This is a genomic window from Arthrobacter sp. AL12, assembly GCF_029960645.1.
GTDB lineage: Bacteria > Actinomycetota > Actinomycetes > Actinomycetales > Micrococcaceae > Arthrobacter.
This window is the reverse complement of the sequence record NZ_JASBQY010000021.1, coordinates 15,598-40,639: the sequence shown is the minus strand read 5'-3', so window position 1 is coordinate 40,639 and position 25,042 is coordinate 15,598. Positions and strand designations below refer to the sequence as shown.

Here is a 25,042-nt window from a genome sequence, read left to right as displayed (position 1 = left end):
GGGGGCGCGCACGGCTGGGGGCGCGCACGGCTGGGGGCGCGCACGGCTGAGGGCGCGCACCGCTGGAGGCGCGGGCCGCCGGAGGCGCGGACCGTCAAAATCGCGCGGCCGGGGTGGGGGCGCGCACGGCTGGGGGCGCGGCCGGCCTGGAGGCGCGGACCGTCAGAATCGCGCGGCCGGGGACTGCCCCACGGTGTGGCCCAGCGCCGTTCGGGCACATCCGTGCTAAAAAGATTAATGCCCAAATTTGTCGACGCCGCGTTGCGGCGCCAAGAAGTAGTCGAAGCGGTCTTCCGGATCGTCGCGGCAGACGGACTCGAAAGGGCCTCGCTCCGCGAAGTCGCGGACGAGGCGGAGCTGGCAGTCGGATCGGTCCGGCACTACTTCGCCAGCAGCGACGAGCTCCTGGCCCATTCCTTCGGGGTCGTTGTGGACCGGATCGTCCGGCGCCTGGCGGCAGCCGACGAGCGCCTCGCGAAGGCGCAGCCGGGAACCCCGGAGCACCACGAGGGCGTATTAACCCTGTTGGGTGAATTTCTTCCCCTGGATGAGGAGCGCGCCGTCGACGCCTGCGTCTGGATGGCGTTCAAGGCCGCGGCCAGGACCAAGCCGTTCCTGGCCCCGGAAGCGGACCGCAGCCACCGCGCCGTGGCCGCCATCGTCGGGCGGCTCGTGATGGAACTGTCCTCCGGTGCGGGGCCCGACGCGTCGGGCACTGACGCGGCCGGGGGCGCCTCGGCCGAGACCGACACGGCCCTGGAGCAGCAGCGCCTGGTCACCGAAGCGGAACGGCTGCTGGCCACCCTGGACGGGCTCACGCTGCACGCCCTGCTGCAGCCCGAATGGATGACCGCCCAGATGTGCAGCGACGTGTTGGAGTCCCACCTCAACGGGCTGGGTAGCTACGCTGGCAGACATTAACCTGCGTTAACTTGGGGAATACACTGGGAACGTACGTCTTGCCAAGGAGGCAGTTGGATGCACCACACAGGCGGGCCGGGCTGGCGGATCACCATGGACACTTCGGGTCCCATGCTCATTGCACTGTACGTTCGCGACGCCGCCGGCCTGGACACCGCGGGGCACCCTGCGCTCTGCCATGCGGCCCCGAAGATCCGGCCCGTGGACCACACGCACCTCATTGCGGAGGTGGGCGGAGTCAATGCGCTCAAGACGGAATGGGAAGCATGGTGGGAGCAGCTCCTCAAGGCGCATCCCGAGATGTCGCCGGAACTGGGGCCGCCGGGCTTCCGCGCCTTCAGTAATTCCCCGGCCCTCCGGCGTGTGCTGCAGGCGCATTTCGGTGCGGCGCTGTCCTGGGCGCGGGAACGCCGCGCTGAATACCTGGCCCTGGAGGCGGAACGTGAGGCCGCCGGCGGGGTGCAGCTGCTGCAGGACATGGTGGACGACCGGCTGCTGGAGGTGGGCCGGGCCGCCAATGATTTCAATCTGACCATCATCGAGCTGCCGCTGGCCGAGCCGCGGGCCTGGTACCTGGAGCCGGACAAGATCATCATGAGCGCGGATCTGCTGTCCCAGCCGGAACTGTTCCGCAGCTATGTGCAGCCGGTGGTGGACCTGCAGGTCTGAGCCCGCCCGGACTCTGCCGGGGACGTGCTGCTACTGCGCCGGTGCCCCGGCGACGGTAACCCTGACCTGTCCCGCCGGGACCTCGGAGGCCTGCCAGCCGTTGCGGTCCTGCCGCGTCCAGCTGCGCCCCTCCGCCTGGACTTCGGTGATGGAGAGGGCCTTGGCGTTGGCGACCGCCCACTGCGCCATGGCCCACGCCCGGTCACCTTCGGCCTCCAGCACGAGGGTGCCGCCCTCCGTGGCCGCCGGGACCGCACCAAAGTCGGAGGTGAGGCGTTCCTGCACGGTGGCCGGGTCGCCGGCAGCGTCGGCGTCACGCAGCCGGCAGTCGAGGCCGGCGGCGGTCTGGCCGGTAAGCGACGAAGCGAAGGACCGCGCCATCACCTCGTGCTGGGCGTAGGCGTCCGGGTAGGCGGAGCGCTGGACCCGCTGCGCGGCGTCGGTGATTTCAAGCGTCTGGTAGTCCGGGACCTTCACCAGGGCGTCGTAGAAGGCGTTGCTCGCGTGGTAGGGGTCCATCACTTGTTCTGCGGTGCCCCAGCCCTGCGAGGGCCGCTGCTGGAAAAGCCCGCGGGAGTCGGGGCCGGCCTGGTCCCCGTGGCCGATGTTCCGGATCTTGGATTCCTGCATGGCCGTGGCCAGGGCGATGCTCGCGGCCCGGGCCGGGAGCCCGCGGCGGACGGCGACGGCCGTGATGAGTCCGGCATTGGCCGCCTGGTCGGTGGCAAGCTCGGCGCTGCCGCCGCCCGCCGCCGTGCAGCGTTCGGTGATGAGGACTTCCGAGCGCTGCACGAACGCCACCGCCGTGTACACCCCGCCCGCCACCATGACCAGGGACAGCAGCAGCACAACCCAACGGCGCAAGCTGCCTCTGCGTGCCACGAAACTACTCCCTCAGGCCCGTCCGGGGCCGGTTGTTGCTGCTAACGGGTGGCTTTCCGCCCCCAACCTTAGTTGGCGTGCAGGGCCTCATTGAGTTCGACGGTCTGGCCCTTGCGCGGGAGGACCTCCACCTCGCCGGTGGAGGAGTTGCGGCGGAAGAGCAGGTTGGGGACGCCGGAGAGGTCCACGGCCTTCACGATCCGGCTGGTGTCCTCGCCGTCGGCGTCTTTGGCCCCGACGACGCGGACGCGGGTGCCGGCCGTGACGTAGAGGCCGGCCTCGACGACGGAATCGTCGCCGATGCTGATGCCCACGCCGGAGTTAGCGCCCAGCAGGACACGCTCGCCCAAAGCGATCTTTTCCTTGCCGCCGCCGGACAGGGTCCCCATGATCGAGGCCCCGCCGCCGACGTCGGACCCGTCACCGGCGACCACTCCGGCGGAGATGCGGCCTTCCACCATGGACGCACCCAGGGTGCCGGCGTTGAAATTGACGAAGCCTTCGTGCATGACCGTGGTGCCCTCGGCCAGGTGCGCGCCGAGGCGGACCCGGTCGGCGTCGGCGATGCGCACGCCGGAGGGGATGACGTAGTCGACCATACGCGGGAACTTGTCCACACCGAAGACCGTGACGGCACCGCGCCGGCGCAGCCGGGCGCGGGTCAGTTCGAAGCCGTCGACGGCGGCGGGCCCGAAGTTGGTCCACACCACGTTGGGGAGCTTGCCGAAGATACCGTCGAGGTTGATGCTGTTCGGCTGCACCAGGCGGTGCGAGAGCAGATGCAGGCGCAGGTAGGCGTCGGCGGTGTCGGCCGGTGCCTCGTCGAGGTGGATCTGGGCGAACACGACCTTCTGCTCGGTGCCGCGGTCGGCGTCGGTGCCGGTCGCTGCGATGTCGAGCAGTGACTGGTCCGCGTTCGCGACGTCGCGGAGGCTCTCCGTTGCGGTGCCGAGGGCCGGTGCCGGGAACCAGACGTCCAGCACGGTGGCGTCACCGTTGCCGGTGGCGATCGTGGCGACGCCGTAGCCATAGGCGGAGCGGGCGTTTGCGGGCACAGCGGAAGAAGCGGTTTCAGTCATGCCCTCAAGTCTATAGACGGCGCCCGCCCTCCCCGAAACCCGTGACAGCCCGGCCGGGTCCCGCGCGGAGCCGTTGTGACGTATCAAAGCGCCCACACGTGCGGGTCAGCCGGGAGGGGCGCCGGGGGACCACAGCGGATAAAGTGGGACGGTGACTGCCCCGGACCTGAACTCACGCCCGAACTCCCGCCCCCACGCCGCCGCCCGCCTGGACCTCCGCCAGGACGTGGCGCTGCTGACCGCCACGCTCATCGACATATACAGCGTCTCCGGCGCGGAGAAGGAAGTGGCCGACGCCGTGGAGCATGCCCTCCGTTCCATTCCGCAGCTGGAGCTGGTCCGCGACGGCGACTCGATCATTGCCCGCACCAATCTCGGCCGGCCCGAACGGGTCATCCTGGCCGGGCATCTGGACACGGTGCCCCTGCCGACCACGGAGGGATCCCTCGGGACCGTTCCGTCCTACTGGCCCTCGGGGTCGCCCGGCGAGGGCATCCTCTACGGCCGCGGCGCCACCGACATGAAGGGCGGTGTCGCGGTCCAGCTGGCGCTGGCCGCCGGGCTGTTCGACGGCGGCGCGGAGCCGGACAAGGACATCACCTTCGTCTTCTACGACCACGAGGAAGTCGAGGCCGTCAAGAGCGGGCTCGGCCGGCTGGTGCGGAACCACGGCCACCTGCTGGGCGGGGACTTCGCGATCCTGCTCGAACCCACGCACGGGACCGTGGAGGGCGGGTGCAACGGCACCAGCCGCTTCGAAGCGACCACGGTCGGCGAGGCCGCGCATTCGGCCCGGGCCTGGATGGGCAGCAACGCGATCCACGCCGCCGCACCGATCCTGGCCCGCCTCGCGGCCTACGAGCCCCGGACCATCACCGTGGACGGCCTGGACTACCGGGAAAGCCTGAACGCTGTGAAGGTCAGCGGCGGGACCGCCGGCAACGTCATCCCGGACCGGTGCGTCGTGGAAATCAACTACCGCTTCGCCCCGGACAAAACCCCTGATGAGGCGGAGCAGCATGTCCGGGACCTGCTGCAGGGGTTCGACGTCGTCCGCACCGACAGCGCCGCCGGCGCCCGGCCGGGACTCAACCACCCCGCCGCCGCGTCCTTTGTCGCCGCTGTGGGGGCCGCGCCCAAGCCCAAGTACGGCTGGACCGACGTCGCGCGCTTCAGCGAACTGGGCATCCCGGCGGTGAACTTCGGACCCGGCGACCCGCTGCTGGCGCACAAGGACAACGAACACGTCGAGGCCGACGCGATCCGCGAATGCCTGCGGGTCCTGCGGGGCTGGCTCACGGCCTGATCCAGGCAAAACGGCTGGCGACAGACGGTGACAGCAGGCAAGGCCGCACGCAGTGCCACTGCCAACACAAAAGGTCCGGAACCCCTCGCGGGATTCCGGACCTTTGCGCGTGCGGTGCAGCCTTGGTGGGGCGCAGGCTGCGCCGCGGGGCCTACTTGACCGGGATCCCGGCGACCGGAACGTGCACGACGCCGCCGGCGGCCTTCTTGGAACCGCGCTTCTCGATCCAGATCGCGAGCCGGGAGACGGAGAAGTTAATGGCGATGTAGATCGCCGCAGCCACGAAGAACACCGGGAACAGGTAGTCCGGGCCGAGGAAGTCGGCCATGATCTGCACTTTGCGCAGCAGTTCCTCATAGGACACGATGTAGCCCAGCGAGGTGTCCTTCAGCAGCACCACGAGCTGCGCCACGAGCGACGGCAGCATGCGCCGGATCGCCTGGGGCAGTTCGATGCTGCGCCGGGAAGCGAAGCTGGTGAGCCCGATCGCGAGGCCGGCTTCACGCTGGCCCTTCGGCAGGGACTGGATGCCGGCGCGGATGATCTCGGCGAAGATCGCCGAGTTGTACAGCACCAGGCCGGCGACGACGGCAGTGAAGGAGCCGGTCGCGAACACCAGCAGCACGAAGAACATCATCAGGACCACGGGCATGCCGCGCAGGAATTCCAGCACGATCCGGGTCGGGATGCGGATCCAGGCGACGTCGGAGATGCGCATGAGGCACAGCACCAGGCCCAGCGGGAAGGCGATGACCGCGGCGACGGCCGCGGCGGTGAGCGTGGCGATGATGCCGTTGCCGATCAGCACCCAGACTTCGGGAATCTGGAAGACGGCCCAGCGTTCGGGTTCGAATATTCCCTGCTGGGCGAGGATGGTGATGGCCCACCAGAGCAGCCCGGCAATCGCGACGACGCCGATGACGGAGCCGATCAGGGAAACACGGCGGGCCTTGGGCCCGGGGACGTCGTAAAGGACCGAAGTCATCGGGCGATCGCCACCTTTCGTTCAACCAGGTTGGCGAGGTAGCCAAGCGGGACGGTTATCAGCAGGTAGAAGAACGCGACGCCGACGAGGACCCACAGCACGGCGTCACCGTTGGCGTTGGCAAGCTGGCGGCCGTAGCCGAACAGCTCCAGGACGTAGAAGGCCCCGGCGACCGAGGAGTTCTTCACCAGGGCGATGAGGATGTTGATCATGGGCGGGATCACCGTGCGCAGGGCCTGCGGCAGGATGATCAGGGTGAGGACCTGGCTGAACTTCATGCCGATGCTGCGGGCGGCTTCGGCCTGTCCGACCGGGACGCTGTTGACGCCGGAGCGCACCGCCTCGGCGATGAAGGCCGAGGTGTAGGCGCTCAGCGCGATGATGGCGGCGACCTCGAACTGCTGGAACGTCACCCCAAGCCGGGGAAGGACCACGGCGGCGAAGAAGAACGCGATGGTCAGCGGGGTGTTCCGGACGATCTCCACGTACGTCATGCTGAAGCCGCGCAGGGCGGCGATGGGGGAGACCCGGGCTGCTGCGAGCAGCGTACCGAAAATCAGTGCGAAGATCCCCGAGACCACGGACAGGAAGAGGGTTCTGAGAAAACCGTCCACATATGCGGGAAGGTTATCAATGATGACGTCCATAGGTTCCTTAGGCTGCCTTGCGGGAAGTGGAGTGGGAGACGGGAATGGCGGTTGCCGGGGCCGCGTCGGGCGCGAGCCCCGGCAACCGCCATACCAGGCTAGTAGCGGTTAATCGTGGGAAGGGCGGGAGCGGTCTTGATGACCGTTCCGGCGGTGCTTTCCCAGGCCTTCTTGTAGGAACCGTCCTTGTCGAAGGCTTCCAGCTGGTCGTTGATCCACATGCGGAAGGCGGTGTCGTCCTTCTTCAGGCCGATGCCGTAGGGCTCCTTGGTGAAGGTCTGGTCCGAGGCCAGCTTGAAGGCGTCCGGCTCCTTGGCCACAAAACCGGCCAGGATGACGTTGTCGGTGGTGATCGCTTCGACCTGCTTGTTGCGCAGCGGCTCAAGGCAGGCGGAGTAGGTTGCAGCCGGGACGAGCACTGCTCCGTACTTCTCGACGATCGTGGCGGCCGGGGTCGAGCCGGTCACGGAGCAGACGTTCTTGCCCTTGACGTCTTCGGGCTTGGTGATGGACGTGTTGTCCTTGTTGACCATCAGTGCCTGGCCGGCCTCGTAGTACGGGCCGGCGAAGTCGACTTCGGTCTTGCGCTTGTCGTTGATCGTGTAGGTGGCGACGATGATGTCGACCTTGCCCTGCTTGATGAACTGCTCGCGGTTTGCGGAGACGGTCTCGACCCACTCGATCTTATCGGCGGGGATGCCCAGCTTGCCGGCGATCAGCTTGCCCATTTCGACGTCGAACCCGACCGGCTTGCCGTCGAGGCCCTTCTGGCCGAACAGCGGCTGGTCGAACTTGGTGCCGATGACGATCTTGCCGGCGGATGACAGTTTGGCCATGGTTGAGTCGGCAGCGAAGCTCGGCTTCTCGGCCACGGGCGGGTTGGAAGTGGAGGTGCTGCCGCCGCAGGCGCTCAGGCTGAGGGCCAGAGCTGCGGACGCGGCAACCAGAAGGGATTTCCTTCGGGTCAAAAATGCCATCATGACATTCCTTTCATTGGAAGGCCGCCTTGCGGCGGCCAGGGTGCGAACTCTTCAGGGAACTCAGTGGGTCAGCAGCTTGGAGAGGAAGTCTTTGGCGCGGCTGCTCTTGGGGTTGGTGAAGAACTCTTCGGGTGTGGCGTCCTCGACGATCTGGCCGCCGTCCATGAACACCACGCGGTCCGCGGCCTTGCGGGCGAAGCCCATCTCGTGGGTGACCACGATCATGGTCATACCCTCCTTGGCCAGCTGGATCATGACGTCGAGGACCTCGTTGATCATTTCCGGGTCCAGCGCCGAGGTCGGCTCATCGAAGAGCATGACCTTCGGCTTCATGGCCAGGGCGCGGGCGATCGCGACGCGCTGCTGCTGGCCGCCGGAGAGCTGGGCCGGAAGCTTCGGCGCCTGGTGCCCGACGCCGACGCGCTCCAGCAGGGCCATCGCGTCCTTGTCGGCTTCGGCCTTGGAGAGGCCCTTGACCTTGATCGGGCCGAGCGTGACGTTCTCAAGAATCGTCTTGTGGGCGAAGAGGTTGAAGGACTGGAAGACCATCCCGACGTCGGCGCGCAGCTTGGCGAGTTCTTTGCCCTCTGCAGGGAGTTCCTTGCCATCGATCTTGATCACGCCGTCGTCGATGGTCTCGAGGCGGTTGATGGCACGGCACAGCGTTGACTTGCCGGAACCCGACGGTCCGATGACGACAACAACCTCGCCCTTGCGGACATGCAGGTTGATGTCCTTCAGGACGTGCAACTGGCCGTAGTGCTTGTTGACGGCATTCAGGGAGACGAGGGCATCGCCGGGCACTTGAGTAGTCATAAGAAGAATCTAGCGAACATCCGCCGATTATGACCGCAATCACTCCCACTTCCTACAGATCGTGATTCAAGAGATACCTGCAGGTCAGCCTGCCACCGGCTTTCTCGGGTATTCTGCAGGGCCCGCCAGGCATCTTGCGCCGCGCCCGCCCGTCCGGGCCGTGCCGGACCGGCGCTCACGGGGAACCGCGCTAACCTGTGGGCATGAGTACCGATCCGCAGCAACAGGGACCCCCGGCCGCAGCCGGCAAAACAGCCGGAAAAGCAGCCGGACAATTGGCCGGAAAAACAGCCGGAGAGGCCGCCGGGCAGGCCGCCGCAAGGACCAACGGCGAAACCCGCGACATTCCGGCCCCGGCCGGGATCCGGCACAAGGGTCCGCTGGAGCTGCGGCGCAAAGCCGCCAAGGTCACGATGTCCGACCGGACCCTGCTGGATACGAAGGGACCCGGACAGTTCGTCCACACCGACCCGTGGCGCGTCCTCAGGATCCAAAGCGAGTTCGTGGAAGGATTCGGTGCCCTGGCCGATCTGGGCCCGGCGGTCAGCGTCTTCGGCTCGGCGCGGACCGTTCCCGGCAGCCTGAACTATGAACTCGCCGTCGAGGTGGGGCGCCAGCTGGCCGAAGCCGGGCTGGCAGTGATCACCGGCGGTGGTCCCGGCTCGATGGAGGCCGCCAACAAGGGCGCCGTGCAGGGCAACGGGGTGTCCGTGGGGCTCGGCATCGAGCTGCCCTTCGAACAGGGGATGAACCAGTGGGTGGACCTGGGCATCAACTTCCGCTATTTCTTCGCCCGCAAGACCATGTTCGTGAAGTATGCCCAGGGGTTCATCGTGCTGCCGGGCGGCCTCGGCACGCTGGACGAACTCTTCGAAGCGATGGTCCTGGTCCAGACCCGGAAGGTCACGTCCTTCCCGATTGTCCTCATCGGAACAGCATTCTGGAGCCCCATGGTGGAGTGGATCCAGACCACGCTGGTGGCCGAGGGAATGATGTCCGAGGAGGATCTGGACCTGCTGCAGGTCGTCGACGATCCGGCGCTCGCCGTGGAGCTCGTGGTGGAAGGTGCCGCCCGGCACCGGAACCCCAACGGCACCGGACCCGCCGGCGGCTCGCGGGGCTGACGGGCCACCCGTCGGACCCGCCCCGATCTGGCACGATGGGGGAGTGAGCTTCTTCCTGATCTTCCTGGCGATTGCGCTCGTCGGCGCCGCTTTCCTGCTCGGCACCGGCCGGGCCTCGAGCTTCCTCCGCGGCCGCCGAGGGGCCGATGCCGGTGAGTCGCGGGCCCTGGATGACGGCTTCGACCAGCCGGTCGCCAACCTCCCGCCGGTGTTGCTGCCGGCCGAGGCGGAGCCGGCCGACGTCGACCGTCTCCGGTTCGCCATCGGCCTGCGGGGCTACCGGATGGACCAGGTGGACCAGGTGCTGGACGAGCTGCGGGACCAGCTGGCCACGAAGGACCGGAAAATCGCGGACCTCGGGGCCGAGCTGGGGCGCCGGCGGCAGGAACCGGGGCGGGCCCCGTGAGCAGCGACCCGCCAAAGGCGGACCTCCCGCCGTCGGTGCAGCCGCGCAGCCGCCAGGGGCCGGCAGGCGGAACCCGCAGCTCCGGGCTTCGGGACCTGGCTGCAGGGGTCCAGGCCGGTATCGCAACGGCGGCAGCCCGGGCGGCGCACTGGCCCTGGTGGGTCCAGGTGGGCGGCCTCTATGTCGCAGCCCGCTTCGTCAGCGCCTGCATTTTCATGGCCGCGGCCCTGCATCAGGGCGTGAATCCCTGGTTTCCCGCTACACCGGACTACTGGTCGTTCGTCAATATTTGGGATGCCCGCTGGTACGGCGAAGTCCTCCTGAACGGCTACCCGGACGTCCTTCCGACCGACGGGGCCGGGAATGTACAGGAGAACGCCTGGGCGTTCTACGCGCTCTTTCCCCTGCTGGGCCGCGTGGTCGCCGGGGTGACCGGACTGCACCCGGCGTTCAGCCTGACGCTGATCGCCATGGTGTGCGGGCTGGGCGCGGCGCTGGTCATCTACCGACTGTTCCGGCACAAGGCATCGCACCAAAGCGCGCTCTGGGGAACGGCGTTCGTTTCCACCTTTCCGGTGTCCCCGGTGCTCCAGGTGCCCTACGCGGAGTCGCTGAACCTGCTCCTGCTGGCCGCTGCCCTGCTGCTGGTGGTGACACGGCGCTACCTGTGGGCTCTGCCCGTCGTCATACTGATGTGCCTGTCCCGCCCGACCGGCGTGCCGTTCGCGGCGATGGCGGGGCTGCTGTTCCTCTGCCGGGGGTGGCAGTACCACTCGGCGTCCCGCGGCCTGGCACGCGGGCAAACGCCTGACCCGGCGGGCGGATTGACGCACACCGGCGTGATGCCTTCCGGCGCCCCGGCGGGCGGAGCGCCGCACACCGGCGCCCAGCTCTGGTCCCTCGCCGGGCTGACGGCGGTCAGCGGTCTGGGTGCCCTGATGTGGCCGGGGATCGCCTGGGCCGTCACCGGGGATATCCGGGCCTACACCAAGACCGAAACCGTCTGGCGCGGCCACGACCTCGTGCCGTTCAAGCCCTGGTTCGACACCGGCATCCTGCTCTTCGGGCCGGTGCTGGGCGTGCTGGCGCCGTTCGTTTTCGCTGCCCTGTTCACCCTGCTCCTGATGAGCCGTCCGGTGCGGGCGCTGGGCACGGAACTGCAGTTGTGGTGCGCCTGCTACATGGGTTACCTGCTGCTGTTCCTGCACCCGCAGACGAGCACTTTCCGGATGATGCTTCCGCTTTTCCCGCTGGCCCTCGCGGCCGCCCTCATCTCCCGGTCCCGCGCGTACCGCGGCACTGTGGTGGTCATGTTCGTGCTGCTGCAGATTGTCTGGATCGTGTGGCTGTGGGCTTGGGCTCCGCTGCCTGGGGGCGGGGACTATCCGCCGTGACGCACGGCACCTTTGGCGGCTGCCGGACGGGCGCGACGCGGCGCGGCGGAAAGTCCAACGATTAGCTACAGCCGCGTTGTTACGCGATAATAGTTGGTAAGCAAGGACAAGAAGCAAACTGACTATATGGCCGTGATGGCACCCATCGCGGACGCCGGGCAGCTTGATTGACTAAGCGGACGCAGCCCGGCCGGGCTGGTATGTCACTGGACTAATGGAGGGGATATTCCTTATGGCGGCAATGAAACCACGCACCGGCGACGGCCCGATGGAAGTTACCAAAGAAGGACGAAGCTTGATCATGCGCGTTCCGCTCGAAGGCGGCGGACGGCTCGTAGTTGAACTCAATTCCGCTGAAGCTACCAACCTGAAGGACTGCCTCGTCGGCGTTACCGAATAGCATCACCGAACTCTTGACAGCGGGCGGGGTCCGCAGCCGGATGGCTGCGGACCCCGCCCGCTCTTTGTCGACCTGCGGCGGGGTTGCCCGCTGCCCCGACCGTGAGCTCCGGACCGCTACTTTCGCGCGGCTACGTTCGCACGGCTACGTTCGCACGGCTACGTTCGCGCGGCTACGTTCGCGCGGCTACGTTCGCGCGGCCACTTTCGCGCGGCTACGTTCGCACGGCTACGTTCGCGCGGCCAGTTTCGCACCGCTACTTTCGCGCGGCTACTTCTTGACGGCGACCAGCAGGCCGTCGCCGGTGGGCAGCATGGCCGACGCGAGGCGGTCGTCGTCGCGGATGGCCCTGCCCACCTGGCGCAGGACCACGGTGGTGGCGTCCCGTGCGGCCGGGTTGGCGACGCGGTCCTTGTCCAGCGCATCATTGACGATCAGCAGTCCGCCGGACTTGAGCAGGCGGATGGCCTGCTCCACGTAGCCGGGGTAGTTCGGCTTGTCGGCGTCGATGAAGACCAGATCGTAGGCGGCGTCCGTCAGCCGGGGGAGGACGTCGCGGGCACGGCCGGAAATGGTCCGGGTGCGGTTGGCCGGACTGCCGGCTTCCTGGAACGCTTCCCGTGCGGCTTTGAGGTGTTCGACGTCTACGTCGATGGTGGTCAGTACGGCCTGCGGACCCAGGCCGCGCAGGATGCAGACGCCGGAGACGCCCGCGCCGGTGCCGATTTCGACGGCGGTCTGGGCCTTTGAGGCGGCGGCCAGGACGGTCAGGACGGCTCCGACGCCCGGGCCGACGGGGGTGACGCCCAGTTCGAAGGACCGTTCGCGCGCGTGCAACAGGACCTCATCCTCGGCAGGCAGATCTTCTGCGTAGGACCAGCTCGTGGACTTATCGGCGCTCATGGATTTCGCTTTCTGGGCGGCAGGGGGATTGATCCCTCCAGCGTACTGTGTCAGGTGGTACCCCGCCGGGAGGCGCCCCCGCTGCGGCGGTCACACTGCGGCCGCGGGATCCGGTTCTGCCGTGGGCGGAAGGCGCGCCGGCGTCAGGAAATTCCCAGCTTGATTTGAAATGATGGATATCCGCTCATCCGCGAGGTGATCGGCGCCGAATCAAGGATGTACGAGCTTGCAGCCGCAAGCTCCGTCCACGGCGTAAGCACCATCCACGAGGGGAGCGGACAATGTCGATAGCGGCAGCTGTCCCTGCAACTGAAGAGTCACAGCCCGCGGCGGAGGCCGAGTGGGTCCGGCCCACCTGGGAGGAAGTGGTGACCAACCACTCCGCGAAGGTATACCGCCTCGCGTACCGGCTCACCGGCAACAAGTACGACGCCGAGGATCTCACCCAGGAAGTTTTCGTCCGCGTCTTCCGTTCGCTGGAGAACTTCAAGCCGGGAACGCTCGACGGGTGGCTGCACCGGATCACCACCAATCTTTTCCTGGACCAGGCGCGGCGCAAGAGCCGGATCCGCTTCGATGCCCTGGCCGACGACGCCGAATCCCGATTGCCCGGACGCGAGCCCGGCCCGGAGCAGAGCTTCGAGTTCAACAACCTGGATGTCGACGTGCAGGCCGCCCTGGAGGAACTTCCCCCGGATTTCCGCGCCGCCGTCGTCCTCTGCGATCTTGAGGGCCTGTCCTACGATGAGGTCGCTGTGGCGCTGGGCATCAAGCTCGGCACGGTCCGGTCCAGGATCCACCGCGGCCGGACCATGCTGCGGGAGAAGCTCGCACACCGCGATCCGCGGCCGCAGGCCGCCAAGGCCTCGCTGAAGCCGCGGCTGAAGATGCCCCGCATCGCCGGTCTCCTCTGAACCAGGCAATGCGTCTGCTGAAACGACTGCTCCGGGGCCCGCACGAACGGCGGCCCCGGCATCTGGACTCCTGTACGGAATGCCGGCTCAAGCAACGCCGCGAACGCCAGTACCTGGAGCGGCTGCGCGGCGCCGACGTGCCCGTGGCCAGCGATGACCTCACCGCACGTCTGCTGGCACGCACCGCGGACCTGGCCCGCAATGAACCCGCGGGCGCCCCGCCGGCGGAGGACCGCGGATTCCGTCCGGCCAGAGGGTTCCGTCCTGTCCGCGGATTCCGTCCTGCGCTCCGGGCAGCGGTTCTCGTCGTCGGGACAGCGGCGGCCGCCGCCGCGCTGCTCGGCGGATCGGCCTTTCTGGTGGGCGGGGACCGCGCGGTTACGGCCGCCGGAGCGCCCGCCCCCGTCTTTCTGCAGCGCGACCTTGCCGCCTCCGGTGCTGCCTCCGCCGTCCAGGCCGGGCCCGGGGCGCCGACCGCGTGGAGCCTGACCGGTGAACCGGATTTCTCACCGGCCGGAGCACTCACGGATGAACAGCTCGCCTTCCTGCGCTCCGAGGGCTGGACCTGCCCCGAGCTGCGTGAACTCGGCTACCATCTCGTCTGGGCCAGGGCCGGGGTGCTCGCCGGCGGCGACATCCTGGAACTGCGCCTCACCGACGGCCGGAATTTCGCGACCGTCCTGGAACAGCACGGCGCCCAGGCCAGCAGCGCACCGGACAGTAGAGAACAGCACGGCGGCGTGCCAGGACAGTCCGGCAGCCCGGGCGGCGGGCAGAACACGGCCGCGCCGGCACCGGTCAACGCGCTCACTGGCCGCCCGGCGACGTCGGACGGCTTCACCGCCGCAGGGGTGCCCGCAGTGGCTGACGCGACGGGCGGCGGGGCAGGGGCCGGCCGGGGGACGCTGTGGGTCCACCGCGCTGTCCCCTTCGCCGCGATCTACCAGGCGGGCGACGTCACCTTCACGTACGTCTCGGACCAGCCGGCCGAGCAGGCCGACGACGGCGTGGCCGCCCTCGTGCGGGCCCGTGCCGCGGCAGCGGGGCCGGCCGGCAGCGGGGGACCCGGGCAGGTCGAAACCGTTGACGGCGCCGGGAGCAATTTCACTGCGCGGCTGGAGCGCGGCCTGGGCAGGATCATGGAGCTGCTGGCCCCGTGACCGGCCGATGCCGGCCCGAGGTGAGAGCTCGCGCCCATGGGTTGCTCCGTAATGGGCACGAAATCTCACCTCGGCGGTGGCACCGGCCGCGGGGGCATGCGCCGTGTGTCGCGGCCGAATCGTCCCAGCCCCGATTGAGAGGGTAATCTTCCTACAGTGCTTGGAATCAACGGACCGGAGTTCTTACTTCTGCTGATCATCGGCCTTCTGGTGATTGGTCCCAGCAGGCTGCCCGAATACACCCAGAAACTCGCCAACATCGTCAAGGAAGTCCGCCGGATGGCGTCGGGCGCGCGGGAGCAGATCAAGGAAGAAGTCGGCATTGATATCGATGACGTCGACTGGAAGAAGTACGACCCCCGGCAGTACGATCCGCGCCGGATCATCAAGGAAGCGCTGCTGGACGATGACACCAAGCCGGTCAGCGCCGGTGCCCCGGCGGTAGCCACCGTGGCCGCAGCCGCCGCGGCGGCCGCGGAGCGCCCGCCGGCCCGGATCTTCGAGCGGCTCCCGGATGGCGAGCCGGCGCCTTTCGATTCCGAAGCGACCTAACGGGGCTGCAGGCCCAGCGGCTTTCCCCTCAGCCCGCGCGGAACCGAGGCGATCCTGCCGGCGATGTCCAGCAGTGCTACGGCCGCCGGTGTTTCGGGACGGCCCAGCACCAGGGGGACGCCGGCGTCGCCGCCCTCGCGCAGCAGGATGTCCAGCGGGATCTGTCCCAGCAGCGGAACGTCCGTGCCCACCGTGGCGGACAGCCGCTCGGCGAGCACAGCGCCGCCGCCACTTCCGAACAGCTCCATCCGGCCGCCGTCGGGCAATTCCAGGTACGACATGTTTTCCACGACGCCGACGACACTCTGGCCGGTCTGGGTCGCGATGGCACCTGCCCGCTCGGCAACATCCGCGGCAGCAGCCTGGGGGGTGGTCACGACGAGGATCTGGGCTTTGGGCAGCAGCTGGGCCACGGAGATGGCGATGTCACCGGTGCCGGGCGGAAGGTCCAGGAACAGCGCGTCGAGATCGCCGAAGTAGACGTCGGTGAGGAACTGCTCGAGGGCGCGGTGCAACATGGGACCGCGCCACGCGACCGGCTGGTTGCCGGTGACGAACATGCCGATCGAGATGACTTTGACCCCGTACGCCACCGGCGGCAGGATCATGTCATCCACGCGCGTGGGGGTCTGCGTGATCCCCATCAGCCCCGGGACGGAGAATCCGTAGACGTCCGCGTCCACGATCCCCACGCGCAGCCCCTGGGCGGCCAGCGCGCAGGCGAGGTTCACCGTCACGGAGGACTTGCCCACCCCGCCCTTGCCGCTCGCCACGGCGTAGACCTTGGTCAGCGATCCCGGGTCGTTGAACGGGATCCCGCGCTGTCCGCCGGCGCCGCGCAGCTGCTCTTTGAGCGCATCGCGCTGCGCCTGGGTCATGACCTTCAGATCGACCTCGACGCCGGTGACCCCGGGCACGGCGGACACCGCAGCCTCGCAGTCGGCGGTGATGGTGCCGCGCAGCGGGCAGCCGGCAATCGTCAGCAACACCGCGACCCGCACGCGACCGCCGTCGGAGACCTCCACCGCGTCCACCATGCCTAGCTCGGTGATGGGACGGCGGAGCTCGGGATCGATGACGGTGGCGAGGGCGGCCTGCACGGCCCCGTCCAGCGGGGAGGCTGCGGGGACGTCCTGGGTGGTGCTGTCCGGGCTGGGGTTCATGCGGTGACGGCTCAGTTCTCGGGGGAAACGGGGTGCGCCGGGGTGCCGGAATTGTCCGGCCCGGTGCCCTGGAGCTCCGGCCCGGTGCCGTGGAGCGTGTCCGGCCCGGTGCCCTGGAGTGTGTCCGGAGCGGCGCCGGGTGTCTTGGCGGGTTTGCGGTCGTTCTTGCTGTCGGACTTGATCCGGGGCATTTGCTGGGTCCGGGGGCTGCGCTGCTTATCGCGGCGTTCCTTCAGTTTTTCCTTGACCTTGTCCCGCGGCGTTTCGTGGACGCCGGCGGAAGGATCGTGGGTGCGCAGTTCCTCCTGCGCCTCCAGCATGTCCTCGAGCAGGCTTCGCAGTTCGGCCCGGACGTAGTCGCGGGTGGCGACTTCGCGCAGGGCGATCCGCAGCGAGGCGAGTTCCCGGGTCAGGTATTCGGTGTCGGAGAGGTTGCGCTCCGCGCGCTGGCGGTCCTGCTGGAGGGAGACACGGTCACGGTCGTCCTGCCGGTTCTGGGCAAGGAGCAGCAGCGGCGCGGCGTAGGAGGCCTGCAGCGAGAGCATCAGGGTCAGCAGGGTGAAGCCGAGTGCCAGGGAATCGAACTGCCAGGCCTCCGGTGCCCAGGTGTTCCAGGCCAGCCAGAGGATGACGAAGACCGTCATGTAGACGAGGAACTGCGGCGTGCCCATAAAGCGGGCAAAACCCTCCGTGGTCTGGCCGAAGGCATCCGGGTTGGGCGAGAATTTCGGCAGGATCCGCTGGCGGCCGCTCAGCGGCGTGTCGAGGCCTCCTTTGTCCGGTTTGCTGCCCGGCCGGACGTGGGGGTTCCGTGGTGCGCTGTTATCAGCCAATGCGGCCTCCAAGCTTCCTTATCGGGACATCGTCCTCGTGGGCGCGCCAGTCATCGGGCAGCAGATGATCCAGCACATCGTCAACAGTCACCGCCCCCACAAGCCGACCATCGCTGTTGACGACGGGGAGCGAGTTGAGGTTGTAGGTCGCCAGCGTGCGGGCCACCTCGCTGATGTGGGCCTGGTCCGACACCGGCTCCAGGGTCTTGTCCACCAGGTTGCCCAGCGGCTCGGGCGGCGGGTAGCGCAGCAGCTGCTGGATGTGGACGACGCCGAGGAACCGGCCCGTGGGCGTCTCCAGTGGCGGCCGGGCAATGAAAATCGACGACGCCAGGGCGGGGGAGAGCTCCTCGCGGCGGACATGGGCCAGGGCTTCGGCGACCGTGGCTTCCGGTGGCAGGATGACCGGGACCGGGGTCATCAGGCCGCCGGCGGTGTCCTCGTCATATTCGAGCAGCCGGCGCACATCGTCGGCGCCTTCGGGTTCCATCAGCTGGAGCAGTTCCTCGGCCTGGGCGCTGGGCAGTTCCGCGAGGAGGTCGGCGGCGTCGTCCGGATCCATTTCCTCGAGCACGTCCGCGGCGCGGTTCACGTCGAGGGCGGAGAGGATTTCCACCTGGTCGCCTTCGGGCATCTCCTGCAGGACGTCTGCGAGGCGTTCGTCCTGCAGCTCGCTCGCGACCTCGAAGCGGCGCTTTTCGCTCATCTCCTGCAGGGCCTCGGCGAAGTCCGCAGGCTTGAGGTCCTCGTGGGTTGCGACGAACTGGGTGGCGGCCTGGGGCTCGGTGCGCGCGCCCTGCAGGGCGTCGGCCCAGTCAATGATCAGGGTCTCGTTGCGGCGCAGCCGGCTCAGCGGGGAGAGGGAATGGCCGCGCCGGACAAAGAGCTTGCTGACAAACCAGTCACCGGAACGGTGCTTGTCCATCGCAATGTCCTCGATCGTCGCGTCCCCGCTGCCGTCGGCGAGGGTGACGCGGCGGTCGAACATCTCCGCCACCACGAGGGTTTCCGCGCCGCGCTGTTCGAAGCGCCGCAGGTTCACCAGCCCGGTACAGATGATCTGGGTCTGGTCGATCGAGGTGATCCGGGTCATCGGCACGAAAACGCGCTTCTTCCCGGGAACCTCGACGACGATGCCCACCACGTGCGGGGCGGCCCGGGTTCCGCGGGAGAGCACGACAACATCGCGCAGCCGGCCCAGACGGTCGCCCAGTGGGTCAAAGACATCCAGTCCGAGGAGGCGCGCGACAAACACTCGCGAAAGATTTGTGCTCACCTGTACAGGCTACCGAGTCCGCTCTCTTTTAGCTGAATTTACAGCCGCTGCCCAGCCGGATAGGTAAGAATAGGCGTATGTCAAACATTTTTGGTGCTCCCAGGGCTGGCGCCCCCAACGGCCCGGACGAGGCCCGCAGTGTCCCCAGGGGCGACACCGTCGGTTCCTACAACTCCTACCTGGATGCCCAGAAGGCGGTGGACTACCTCGCGGACCAGCAGTTCCCGGTGCAGATGGTCTCGATTGTCGGTAACGACCTGAAGATGGTGGAGCGGGTCACCGGCAGGCTGACCTACCCCCGGGTGGCGCTGTCGGGTGCCCTGAGCGGCATGTGGTTCGGCCTCTTTGTGGGCATCATGCTTTCCTTTTTCTCCACCACACCGGGGTATTTCTCCATCGTGACCTCCGTGCTGATGGGCGCGGCCTTCTTTATGCTGTTCGGCATCGTCACTTACGCCATGCAGAAGGGCAAGCGCGACTTCACGTCCACGAGCCAGGTGGTGGCGACGAACTACGACGTCGTGGTCTCCTTCGAGGCGGCCAACGAGGCGCGGCGGTTGCTCCACCAGCTTCCGATGACCCAGCACGACGCCGCGGCGTCCGCCGGGTCGGGCGGCTACTCCCAGCGCGATTACCAGCACCAGCCGAACCAGCCCGGCCCCGGGCAGGGCGCCCAGCAGCCGGGCCAGCACGGCCACGCCCCGCAGCGCCCCGCGGCCTGGAACGACCCGTACGGCCAGCGCACGCCCGACGCCGGCGGCGAGCAGCCCGGTGCACAGCAGACTGGTGGCCAGCAGCCCGGCAACCAGCCGGCGGAAGGCGAGCACGCGGCCGGCCAGCACGCCGGCCAGCACGCCGAACCGTCGCAGCAGCAGTCTGCGCAGACCGAGCTGGCCACGGAAGGGGCGCCCAAGCCCGCCGGCTTTGCCTACCCCGACCTCCCGGACGGCCGCCCGCAGTACGGGGTCCGCGTCACTGATACGCCCAAGCAGGGACCCGACGAGGGCAGTTCGCAGCACTGACCGGCAACGCAGAAGGCCTCCGCCCGGACTGATCCGGGCGGAGGCCTTCTGCGTTGCCGGCGCCGGCGTCTCAGCGCCGGCGAAGCCGGCAGCCGCGGAACTACGCCGTCGGGCCGTCAGCGTCCTGGTAGATTCCCGCCATCCAGGATTCGACGTCGTCGGCCTTGCGGGGCAGCGCCGCGCTGAGGTTGACCGGGCCGTCGGCGGTCATCAGGACGTCGTCCTCGATGCGGACGCCGATGCCGCGGTATTCCTCCGGGATCGCGAGGTCCTCGTCTTTGAAGTACAGCCCGGGTTCGATCGTGAAGACCATGCCGGGGGTGAGGACGCCATCGAGGTACAGTTCGCGCTTGGCCTGGGCACAGTCGTGCACGTCGAGGCCGAGGTGGTGGCTGGTGCCGTGCGGCATCCAGCGGCGGTGCTGCTGGCCCTCGGCGCTGATCGCTTCCTCCACGGAGACCGGGAGCAGGCCCCAGGCGGCCAGCCGTTCCGCCAGCACGGTGGTCGCGGCGGTGTGGATGTCGCGGAAGCGGGTGCCGGGCTGGGCGGCGGCAAATCCGGCGTCGGCGGCGTCCAGCACCGCCTCGTAGACTTTGCGCTGGATCGAGGAGAAGGTGCCGTTGGCCGGCAGGGTCCGGGTGATGTCCGCGGTGTAGAGCGAATCCGCCTCGACCCCGGCGTCCAGCAGCAGCAGTTCGCCGGCGTTGATCTTGCCGGTGTTCCGGGTCCAGTGCAGCACCGTGGCGTTGTTGCCGGCGGCCGCGATGGTGTCGTAGCCGAGTTCGTTGCCTTCTTCCCGGGCCCGGGCGAAGAACGCGCCCTCGACGACACGCTCGCCGCGCTGGTGGGTAAGTGCCCGCGGCAGGATCTTGACGACCTCAGTGAAACCCTGCACTGTGGCGGCGACGGCGGTCTTCATCTGCTCGATTTCCCACTCATCCTTGAGCAGGCGCAGTTCGGAGAGGGCCTCGGAGAGCTTCTCGTCGAGGGCGTCCAGAATGCCCAGGTCCAGGTTCTCCGGGTCCTTGGCAGTGTTGTAGCGGGCGGTGTCCACAAGCGCGTCGATGTTCTCGTCGACCTTGCGCACCAGCCGGATGGAGATCCCGCCGATTTCCGGCGCGCCGACGTTTTTGGTGATGCCCAGTTCGAGTTCGCTGATGTCCACCGTGTCCAGGCCCAGACGGGCCTTGAACTCGGCCAGAGTGGGGCGGGCGCCGATCCAGAATTCGCCGGCCCGGGAGTCGGCGTAGAACTGCTCGGTGTCGCGGCCGGCCAGCGGGCGGAAGTACAGCGTCGCGTGGTGGTGGCCGCCGTCATCGCCCTTTCCTGCCTCCACGGGCTCCAGGATGAGCACGGCGTCGGGCTCGTGGTCCAGGCCCAGGCCGGTCAGGTGCGCGAAGCCGGAGTGCGGCCGGAAGCGGTAGTCGCAGTCGTTCGAGCGGACCTTCAGCGGGCCGGCGGGAATGACCAGGCGTTCGCCCTTGAACTTCTCTGAGATGGCGCGCCGGCGGGTGGCGGCGTGGCCGGCGACGGCGTCGCGTTCCGGGAGCTGCTCGCGGGACGGAGCCCAGTTGCTGGCCATAAACGCCTTAAAGGCGTCCGAGCTGGGCCGCTGGGAGCGGTTGTTGACGCGCTCATCGAGGGGCTGGGAAGCGGAGACTTGGGTGTTATCTGCATCTTTCACCGTCCCATAGTCTCACCAGCGGAGCGGCTTAGGCCAACAGGCCGGCGGCGTCCATCCCGGGCGCCGCGGCGGCGGTCTACTAGGCTGATGAGGTGAAGATCGACCTGCATGCCCACTCGAATGTATCCGACGGCACCCAAGCGCCCGGCGCGGTGATGGCCTCGGCGGCGGAGGCGGGGCTCGACGTCGTGGCCCTGACCGACCATGACTCCACCGACGGCTGGGCGGAGGCCGCCCTCGCCGCCCGCCGGCACGGTGTGGCGCTGGTTCCGGGGATGGAGATTTCCTGCCGGACGATGGAGGGGATCAGCGTGCACCTCCTCAGCTACCTGCACGACCCGGCGCACCCCGGTCTGCTGGAGGAAATCACCAAGGCCAAGGACGCGCGCTTCACCCGGGCCGAACGGATGGTCAGCCTCCTCGCGGAGGACTATCCGCTGAGCTGGGAAGACGTCACCCACCATGTGGCGCCGGGTGCCACCATGGGCCGGCCGCACATCGCCGACGCCCTCGTCGCGGCGGGCGTGGTGGCGGACCGCGCCGAGGCATTCGATTCCATCCTGACCTCGCACTCGCGCTACTACGTGCAGCACTACGCGCCGGACCCGGTGTTCGCCGTCGAACTGGTCCGCGCGGCCGGCGGCGTGCCGGTGTTCGCCCACCCGGTGGCGTCCGCCCGCGGGCGGATCGTGGGGGAGCGCGTCTACCAGGAAATGATCGACGCCGGGCTGGCCGGGCTGGAAATTTACCACCGCGACAATCCCGAGGAGGGCCGGGTGTTGCTGCGCAAACTCGCGGACCGGCACGGGCTGCTGGTCACGGGGTCCTCCGACTACCACGGCGCCGGGAAACCGAACCGGCTGGGCGAGAACCTGACCTCACCTGAAGTGTTTGCCCGGATCGAGGAACAGGGCACCGGAACCCCGGTGGTGCGCTGACGGAACGGGTCCCGCCCCCGCCCCGTTGAGCTATCAGATTTGGTCCCCACCGGGCAGGAATGGCAGCCACAAGTGATAGGGCAACGGGGGGCTAACCTGGGAAAACGGTGAAGGCGGTGTGCGGGGCGAGCCGCTTGGCCATGACGTCGATGGCCGGCTGGTTCTGGTCCACGCAGACGAACCTGCGGTCGAGCTTCGCGGCGACGGCGCCCAGCGTGCCCGAGCCGGCGAAGAAGTCCAGGCACCAGTCACCGGGCCGGCTGGAGGCCGCCACCACACGGCGGATCAGCCCCTCGGGCTTCTGCGTCGGGTAGCCGGTCTTTTCCCTGCCGGTGGGGGAGACGATGGTGTGCCACCAGACGTCGGTGGGCAGCTTGCCGAGTTCCCGTTTGGCCGGAGTCACGAGCCCGGGCGCCATGTAGGGCTCCCGGTCCACTTCGGCGCTGTCGAAGTGGTATTTCGCGGGGTTCTTGACGTACACGAGGATATTGTCGTGCTTAGTGGGCCAGCGGTACTTGGCGCGGGCGCCGTAGTCGTAGGCCCAGATGATCTCGTTCAGGAAGCACTCGCGGCCGAAGATCGCGTCCAGCATGACTTTGGCGTAGTGCACTTCACGGTAGTCCAGGTGCAGGTAGAGGGTGCCGTCGTCGGCGAGCAGCCGCCAGGCCTCGACGAGGCGCGGTTCCAGGAAGGTCCAGTAGTCGCTGAACGCGTCGTCGTACTTGTGCAGCGCGCCCTTGATCGTGTCGTAGGAGCGGCCCTTGAACCCGACCCGGTCGCCGTCGCCGCCGGTGTTGAGCACCATTTTGGTTTCCTGGCGCTTCTGGACCCGGCCGGTGTTGAAGGGCGGATCCACGTAAATGAGTGTGAAGGCGCCGTCCGGCAGCGTCGGGAGGTACTCCGCGTTGTCCGCGTGTACCACCAGGTTGCTGCCGTCCGGCGCCCAGACGGTGTCAGTCATGAGGGGGTTTAGGCCTCGGTGCTGCCTGCCGGAGCCCCGGCCTGGGCCTCGCCGGCAACCACTTCGCCGTTGTGGCGGCGGGTGCGGGTGCGGCGGCGTGCACGGGTGGCGCGGTCGACCTCTGTCGGCGCAGCCGCGGCGGACCGGGACGGTGCCTCGGCGGCGGCGGCGGCGGCGGTGGGGCTGGTGCTGGCTTCAGCCTCGGCCGGACGACGACGGCGGTCGCCGGAGCGTCCGCTGTCCTTTCCGGCGGTGGCGCCGCCGCTGCGGCGGGTGTCGCGGGCGCCGTCGCGGCTGCCGCCGGTGGTGCGGGCGCCGTCACGACCGCTGCCGGTGGCGCCGGCGTCGCGTCCGCCGGTCCGGGCGCTATCGCGTGCGCCGCTGCGCGCGCTGTCACGTGTGCCGCTGCGGGCGCTGTCGCGTCCGCCGGTGCCCTGTCCGGTGCGGGGGGCGTTCTTCTTGCCGGTCTCGCCCAGGTCCTCGAGGACCTCGGCGTCGACGCCGGCCAGTACACGCTTGTCGCGGGGCAGCCGGCCCTTGGTGCCCTCGGGGATGTCGAGTTCCTCGAAGAGGTGCGGGGAGGAGGAGTAGGTTTCCACCGGCTCCGGGACGCTCAGGCCCAAGGCCTTGTTGATCAGGCCCCAGCGAGGCATGTCGTCCCAGTCAACGAAAGTCACGGCGGTGCCCTTGTTGCCGGCGCGGCCGGTGCGGCCCACGCGGTGCAGGTAGATCTTTTCGTCTTCAACGCACTGGTAGTTGATGACGTGCGTGACGTCATCGACGTCGATGCCGCGGGCGGCCACGTCGGTGGCGACCAGGACGTCGACCTTGTTGTTGCGGAAGGCGCGCAGCGCCTGCTCGCGGGCGCCCTGGCCGAGGTCGCCGTGGATGGCGGCGGCGGCGAAGCCGCGGTCGACGAGTTCCTCGGCGACCTTGGCGGCGGTGCGCTTGGTCTTGGTGAAGATGATGGTGCGGCCGCGGCCGCGGGCCTGCAGGATGCGGGCCACCACCTCGATCTTGTCCATGCTGTGGGCGCGGTAGATCAGCTGGCGGATGTCGCGCTTGGTCAGGCCCTCGTCGTCCGGGTCGGCCGCTCGGATGTGGGTCGGCTTGGTCATGTAGCGGCGCGCCATGGCGACGACCGGACCGGGCATGGTGGCCGAGAACAGCAGGGTCTGGCGGACGGCAGGTGTGCCGGCGATGAGGGTCTCGACGTCGGGCAGGAACCCGAGGTCCAGCATCTCGTCGGCCTCGTCAAGGATGACCATCTTAACGTTCTTCAGCACGAGGTGCTTCTGCTTGTACAGGTCGATGAGGCGCCCGGGGGTGCCGACGACGACCTCGACGCCCTTCGTCAGCGCCTCGACCTGCGGCTCGTAAGCACGGCCGCCGTAGATGGTGGTGATGCGGGCGTTGCGCTTGCGGGCGGCGTTCTGCAGGTCGTTGGCGACCTGGACGGCGAGCTCGCGGGTCGGCACGATCACAAGCGCCTGCGGGGCGCCGGGCGCGGGCAGCGCGTCATAGCCGGCATCGTCGGGTCCGACGACGCGCTGCAGCGCCGGGATACCGAAGCCGAGGGTCTTGCCGGTGCCGGTCTTGGCCTGGCCGATGATGTCGTGGCCGCTGAGGGCGACCGGCAGGGTCATGGCCTGGATCGGGAAGGGGTGCGTGATGCCGGCGTCGGCCAGCGACTCGACGATGTCGGCGCGGACGTTGAAGTCGGCGAAGGTCTTCTCTTCGATCTCGTGCGGCTTTTCGTCCGAGATGATGGTCTCTTCCGGCTCAAGCGTTTCCGTTCCGGATTCGTCGGTCAGAAGCTGGTGCGTGTGCAATTCACTCACTAGGGGAGTTTCCTTATTCATTTTGGGCTGCGCTGCTTGCTCAACGGGGCCGGCCGGGTGGCCGTTCCGGAGCACGCTCAGGCGCGCAGGCAATTCCAGTGGAAGCCGATCGCGGGCTATCTAAATGCTGGCACTGGGGACCAGCGGGTCTGTCTCAAGATCGCGTAGGGGCGGGCTTGTTGAATT

Annotated in this window: 25 protein-coding genes; 12 read left to right on the top strand and 13 right to left on the bottom strand. The window is 68.4% G+C overall.

All coding sequences use genetic code 11. The features are described from left to right. The first annotated feature begins 237 nt into the window (after positions 1-237). Positions 238-921, top strand: coding sequence for a TetR family transcriptional regulator C-terminal domain-containing protein (locus QK291_RS17395; RefSeq protein WP_282384020.1), 684 nt, complete (start codon positions 238-240; stop codon positions 919-921). Between the two features lie 57 nt (positions 922-978). Then, the gene (locus QK291_RS17390; RefSeq protein ID WP_282384019.1) at positions 979-1,590 is read left to right on the top strand and encodes a hypothetical protein; all 612 of its coding nucleotides are present in this window, start codon (positions 979-981) and stop codon (positions 1,588-1,590) included. A 30-nt stretch (positions 1,591-1,620) separates the two neighbouring features. On the opposite strand, the gene QK291_RS17385 is transcribed toward QK291_RS17390, so the two are convergent. Together QK291_RS17385 and dapD are read right to left on the bottom strand one after the other, a co-directional pair. Next, positions 1,621-2,418 (bottom strand): hypothetical protein, encoded by a 798-nt coding sequence (locus tag QK291_RS17385; protein ID WP_282384037.1) that lies wholly within the window; start codon positions 2,416-2,418, stop codon positions 1,621-1,623. Positions 2,419-2,540: 122 nt separating this feature from the next. Further along, positions 2,541-3,551: a 2,3,4,5-tetrahydropyridine-2,6-dicarboxylate N-succinyltransferase gene (gene dapD / locus QK291_RS17380; protein ID WP_282384018.1), complete on the bottom strand. Its 1,011-nt coding sequence runs from the start codon at positions 3,549-3,551 to the stop codon at positions 2,541-2,543. 151 nt (positions 3,552-3,702) lie between these two features. Between dapD and dapE the strand changes: the two genes are divergently transcribed. After that, positions 3,703-4,857, top strand: a complete 1,155-nt coding sequence (dapE, locus tag QK291_RS17375) for a succinyl-diaminopimelate desuccinylase (protein ID WP_282384017.1) — start codon at positions 3,703-3,705, stop codon at positions 4,855-4,857. Between the two features lie 151 nt (positions 4,858-5,008). On the opposite strand, the gene QK291_RS17370 is transcribed toward dapE, so the two are convergent. The 4 genes from QK291_RS17370 to QK291_RS17355 form a co-directional block, all read right to left on the bottom strand. Then, on the bottom strand, positions 5,009-5,842 hold the full coding sequence (locus QK291_RS17370) for an amino acid ABC transporter permease (protein ID WP_282384016.1): 834 nt from the start codon (positions 5,840-5,842) through the stop codon (positions 5,009-5,011). Beyond that, entirely contained in the window at positions 5,839-6,489 is a 651-nt protein-coding gene (locus QK291_RS17365) for an amino acid ABC transporter permease (RefSeq protein WP_282384015.1), read from the bottom strand. Before QK291_RS17365 ends, QK291_RS17370 begins: the two co-directional genes overlap by 4 nt. A gap of 98 nt (positions 6,490-6,587) precedes the next feature. Continuing rightward, positions 6,588-7,469 (bottom strand): glutamate ABC transporter substrate-binding protein, encoded by an 882-nt coding sequence (locus tag QK291_RS17360; protein ID WP_282384013.1) that lies wholly within the window; start codon positions 7,467-7,469, stop codon positions 6,588-6,590. Between the two features lie 60 nt (positions 7,470-7,529). Beyond that, on the bottom strand, positions 7,530-8,285 hold the full coding sequence (locus QK291_RS17355) for an amino acid ABC transporter ATP-binding protein (RefSeq protein ID WP_282384011.1): 756 nt from the start codon (positions 8,283-8,285) through the stop codon (positions 7,530-7,532). A gap of 203 nt (positions 8,286-8,488) precedes the next feature. On the opposite strand from QK291_RS17355, the gene QK291_RS17350 reads away from it, so the two are divergent. The 4 genes from QK291_RS17350 to QK291_RS17335 all read left to right on the top strand — a co-directional run bounded on the left by QK291_RS17350 (position 8,489) and on the right by QK291_RS17335 (position 11,609). Further along, a complete protein-coding gene (locus tag QK291_RS17350; protein ID WP_282384009.1) occupies positions 8,489-9,409 on the top strand; it encodes a TIGR00730 family Rossman fold protein in 921 nt (306 codons plus the stop codon). Positions 9,410-9,452: 43 nt separating this feature from the next. Continuing rightward, positions 9,453-9,815 (top strand): DivIVA domain-containing protein, encoded by a 363-nt coding sequence (locus QK291_RS17345; RefSeq protein ID WP_282384007.1) that lies wholly within the window; start codon positions 9,453-9,455, stop codon positions 9,813-9,815. A 95-nt stretch (positions 9,816-9,910) separates the two neighbouring features. Next, on the top strand, positions 9,911-11,209 hold the full coding sequence (locus QK291_RS17340) for a hypothetical protein (RefSeq protein ID WP_282384036.1): 1,299 nt from the start codon (positions 9,911-9,913) through the stop codon (positions 11,207-11,209). A gap of 232 nt (positions 11,210-11,441) precedes the next feature. Further along, positions 11,442-11,609 (top strand): DUF3117 domain-containing protein, encoded by a 168-nt coding sequence (locus tag QK291_RS17335; RefSeq protein WP_282384035.1) that lies wholly within the window; start codon positions 11,442-11,444, stop codon positions 11,607-11,609. Positions 11,610-11,879: 270 nt separating this feature from the next. Here QK291_RS17335 and QK291_RS17330 read toward each other — a convergent pair whose 3' ends face one another. Further along, positions 11,880-12,512, bottom strand: coding sequence for an O-methyltransferase (locus QK291_RS17330; RefSeq protein ID WP_282384005.1), 633 nt, complete (start codon positions 12,510-12,512; stop codon positions 11,880-11,882). 281 nt (positions 12,513-12,793) lie between these two features. Between QK291_RS17330 and sigE the strand changes: the two genes are divergently transcribed. The 3 genes from sigE to QK291_RS17315 all read left to right on the top strand — a co-directional run bounded on the left by sigE (position 12,794) and on the right by QK291_RS17315 (position 15,138). Beyond that, positions 12,794-13,426: an RNA polymerase sigma factor SigE gene (gene sigE, locus QK291_RS17325; protein ID WP_282384003.1), complete on the top strand. Its 633-nt coding sequence runs from the start codon at positions 12,794-12,796 to the stop codon at positions 13,424-13,426. An 8-nt stretch (positions 13,427-13,434) separates the two neighbouring features. Beyond that, entirely contained in the window at positions 13,435-14,586 is a 1,152-nt protein-coding gene (locus QK291_RS17320; protein ID WP_282384001.1) for a hypothetical protein, read from the top strand. Positions 14,587-14,742: 156 nt separating this feature from the next. Continuing rightward, the gene (locus QK291_RS17315; protein WP_282383999.1) at positions 14,743-15,138 is read left to right on the top strand and encodes a twin-arginine translocase TatA/TatE family subunit; all 396 of its coding nucleotides are present in this window, start codon (positions 14,743-14,745) and stop codon (positions 15,136-15,138) included. Here QK291_RS17315 and QK291_RS17310 read toward each other — a convergent pair. Genes QK291_RS17310 through QK291_RS17300 form a run of 3 tightly spaced genes read right to left on the bottom strand, consistent with a single transcriptional unit; the run spans position 15,135 to position 18,410 of the window. After that, a complete protein-coding gene (locus tag QK291_RS17310; protein WP_282383997.1) occupies positions 15,135-16,301 on the bottom strand; it encodes an Mrp/NBP35 family ATP-binding protein in 1,167 nt (388 codons plus the stop codon). The genes QK291_RS17315 and QK291_RS17310 overlap by 4 nt on opposite strands. Positions 16,302-16,312: 11 nt before the next feature. Further along, complete coding sequence (locus QK291_RS17305) at positions 16,313-17,146, bottom strand: DUF1003 domain-containing protein (RefSeq protein WP_282383996.1); 834 nt, start codon at positions 17,144-17,146, stop codon at positions 16,313-16,315. Then, positions 17,127-18,410: a CBS domain-containing protein gene (locus QK291_RS17300; RefSeq protein ID WP_282383995.1), complete on the bottom strand. Its 1,284-nt coding sequence runs from the start codon at positions 18,408-18,410 to the stop codon at positions 17,127-17,129. The genes QK291_RS17305 and QK291_RS17300 overlap by 20 nt, the downstream gene beginning before the upstream one ends. Before the next feature lie 77 nt (positions 18,411-18,487). On the opposite strand from QK291_RS17300, the gene QK291_RS17295 reads away from it, so the two are divergent. Beyond that, complete coding sequence (locus QK291_RS17295) at positions 18,488-19,432, top strand: general stress protein (protein ID WP_282383994.1); 945 nt, start codon at positions 18,488-18,490, stop codon at positions 19,430-19,432. Positions 19,433-19,532: 100 nt separating this feature from the next. Here QK291_RS17295 and QK291_RS17290 read toward each other — a convergent pair whose 3' ends face one another. Continuing rightward, positions 19,533-21,116 carry an aminopeptidase P family protein gene (locus QK291_RS17290; RefSeq protein ID WP_282383987.1) on the bottom strand — a complete coding sequence of 528 codons (1,584 nt, stop codon included), beginning with the start codon at positions 21,114-21,116 and terminating at the stop codon, positions 19,533-19,535. Positions 21,117-21,208: 92 nt separating this feature from the next. On the opposite strand from QK291_RS17290, the gene QK291_RS17285 reads away from it, so the two are divergent. After that, positions 21,209-22,054, top strand: coding sequence for a PHP domain-containing protein (locus tag QK291_RS17285; protein WP_282383985.1), 846 nt, complete (start codon positions 21,209-21,211; stop codon positions 22,052-22,054). Positions 22,055-22,145: 91 nt separating this feature from the next. On the opposite strand, the gene QK291_RS17280 is transcribed toward QK291_RS17285, so the two are convergent. Both QK291_RS17280 and QK291_RS17275 read right to left on the bottom strand, forming a co-directional pair. Continuing rightward, on the bottom strand, positions 22,146-23,015 hold the full coding sequence (locus QK291_RS17280) for a site-specific DNA-methyltransferase (RefSeq protein WP_282383984.1): 870 nt from the start codon (positions 23,013-23,015) through the stop codon (positions 22,146-22,148). 8 nt (positions 23,016-23,023) lie between these two features. Continuing rightward, positions 23,024-24,856 carry a DEAD/DEAH box helicase gene (locus QK291_RS17275; protein ID WP_282383983.1) on the bottom strand — a complete coding sequence of 611 codons (1,833 nt, stop codon included), beginning with the start codon at positions 24,854-24,856 and terminating at the stop codon, positions 23,024-23,026. Between the last annotated feature and the right edge of the window lie 186 nt (positions 24,857-25,042).

What these genes read in the sequence shown, in the direction of transcription:
- QK291_RS17390 (WP_282384019.1), top strand. Translation starts at nt 979, where the DNA reads ATGCACCACACAGGCGGGCCGGGCTGGCGGATCACCATGGACACTTCG.
- dapD (WP_282384018.1), bottom strand. Translation starts at nt 3,551, where the DNA reads ATGACTGAAACCGCTTCTTCCGCTGTGCCCGCAAACGCCCGCTCCGCC.
- QK291_RS17355 (WP_282384011.1), bottom strand. Translation starts at nt 8,285, where the DNA reads ATGACTACTCAAGTGCCCGGCGATGCCCTCGTCTCCCTGAATGCCGTC.
- QK291_RS17330 (WP_282384005.1), bottom strand. Translation starts at nt 12,512, where the DNA reads ATGAGCGCCGATAAGTCCACGAGCTGGTCCTACGCAGAAGATCTGCCT.
- QK291_RS17295 (WP_282383994.1), top strand. Translation starts at nt 18,488, where the DNA reads ATGTCAAACATTTTTGGTGCTCCCAGGGCTGGCGCCCCCAACGGCCCG.
- QK291_RS17320 (WP_282384001.1), top strand. Translation starts at nt 13,435, where the DNA reads ATGCGTCTGCTGAAACGACTGCTCCGGGGCCCGCACGAACGGCGGCCC.
- QK291_RS17280 (WP_282383984.1), bottom strand. Translation starts at nt 23,015, where the DNA reads ATGACTGACACCGTCTGGGCGCCGGACGGCAGCAACCTGGTGGTACAC.
- QK291_RS17365 (WP_282384015.1), bottom strand. Translation starts at nt 6,489, where the DNA reads ATGGACGTCATCATTGATAACCTTCCCGCATATGTGGACGGTTTTCTC.
- QK291_RS17385 (WP_282384037.1), bottom strand. Translation starts at nt 2,418, where the DNA reads ATGGTGGCGGGCGGGGTGTACACGGCGGTGGCGTTCGTGCAGCGCTCG.
- QK291_RS17395 (WP_282384020.1), top strand. Translation starts at nt 238, where the DNA reads ATGCCCAAATTTGTCGACGCCGCGTTGCGGCGCCAAGAAGTAGTCGAA.
- QK291_RS17335 (WP_282384035.1), top strand. Translation starts at nt 11,442, where the DNA reads ATGGCGGCAATGAAACCACGCACCGGCGACGGCCCGATGGAAGTTACC.
- sigE (WP_282384003.1), top strand. Translation starts at nt 12,794, where the DNA reads ATGTCGATAGCGGCAGCTGTCCCTGCAACTGAAGAGTCACAGCCCGCG.
- QK291_RS17360 (WP_282384013.1), bottom strand. Translation starts at nt 7,469, where the DNA reads ATGATGGCATTTTTGACCCGAAGGAAATCCCTTCTGGTTGCCGCGTCC.
- QK291_RS17310 (WP_282383997.1), bottom strand. Translation starts at nt 16,301, where the DNA reads ATGAACCCCAGCCCGGACAGCACCACCCAGGACGTCCCCGCAGCCTCC.
- QK291_RS17370 (WP_282384016.1), bottom strand. Translation starts at nt 5,842, where the DNA reads ATGACTTCGGTCCTTTACGACGTCCCCGGGCCCAAGGCCCGCCGTGTT.
- QK291_RS17350 (WP_282384009.1), top strand. Translation starts at nt 8,489, where the DNA reads ATGAGTACCGATCCGCAGCAACAGGGACCCCCGGCCGCAGCCGGCAAA.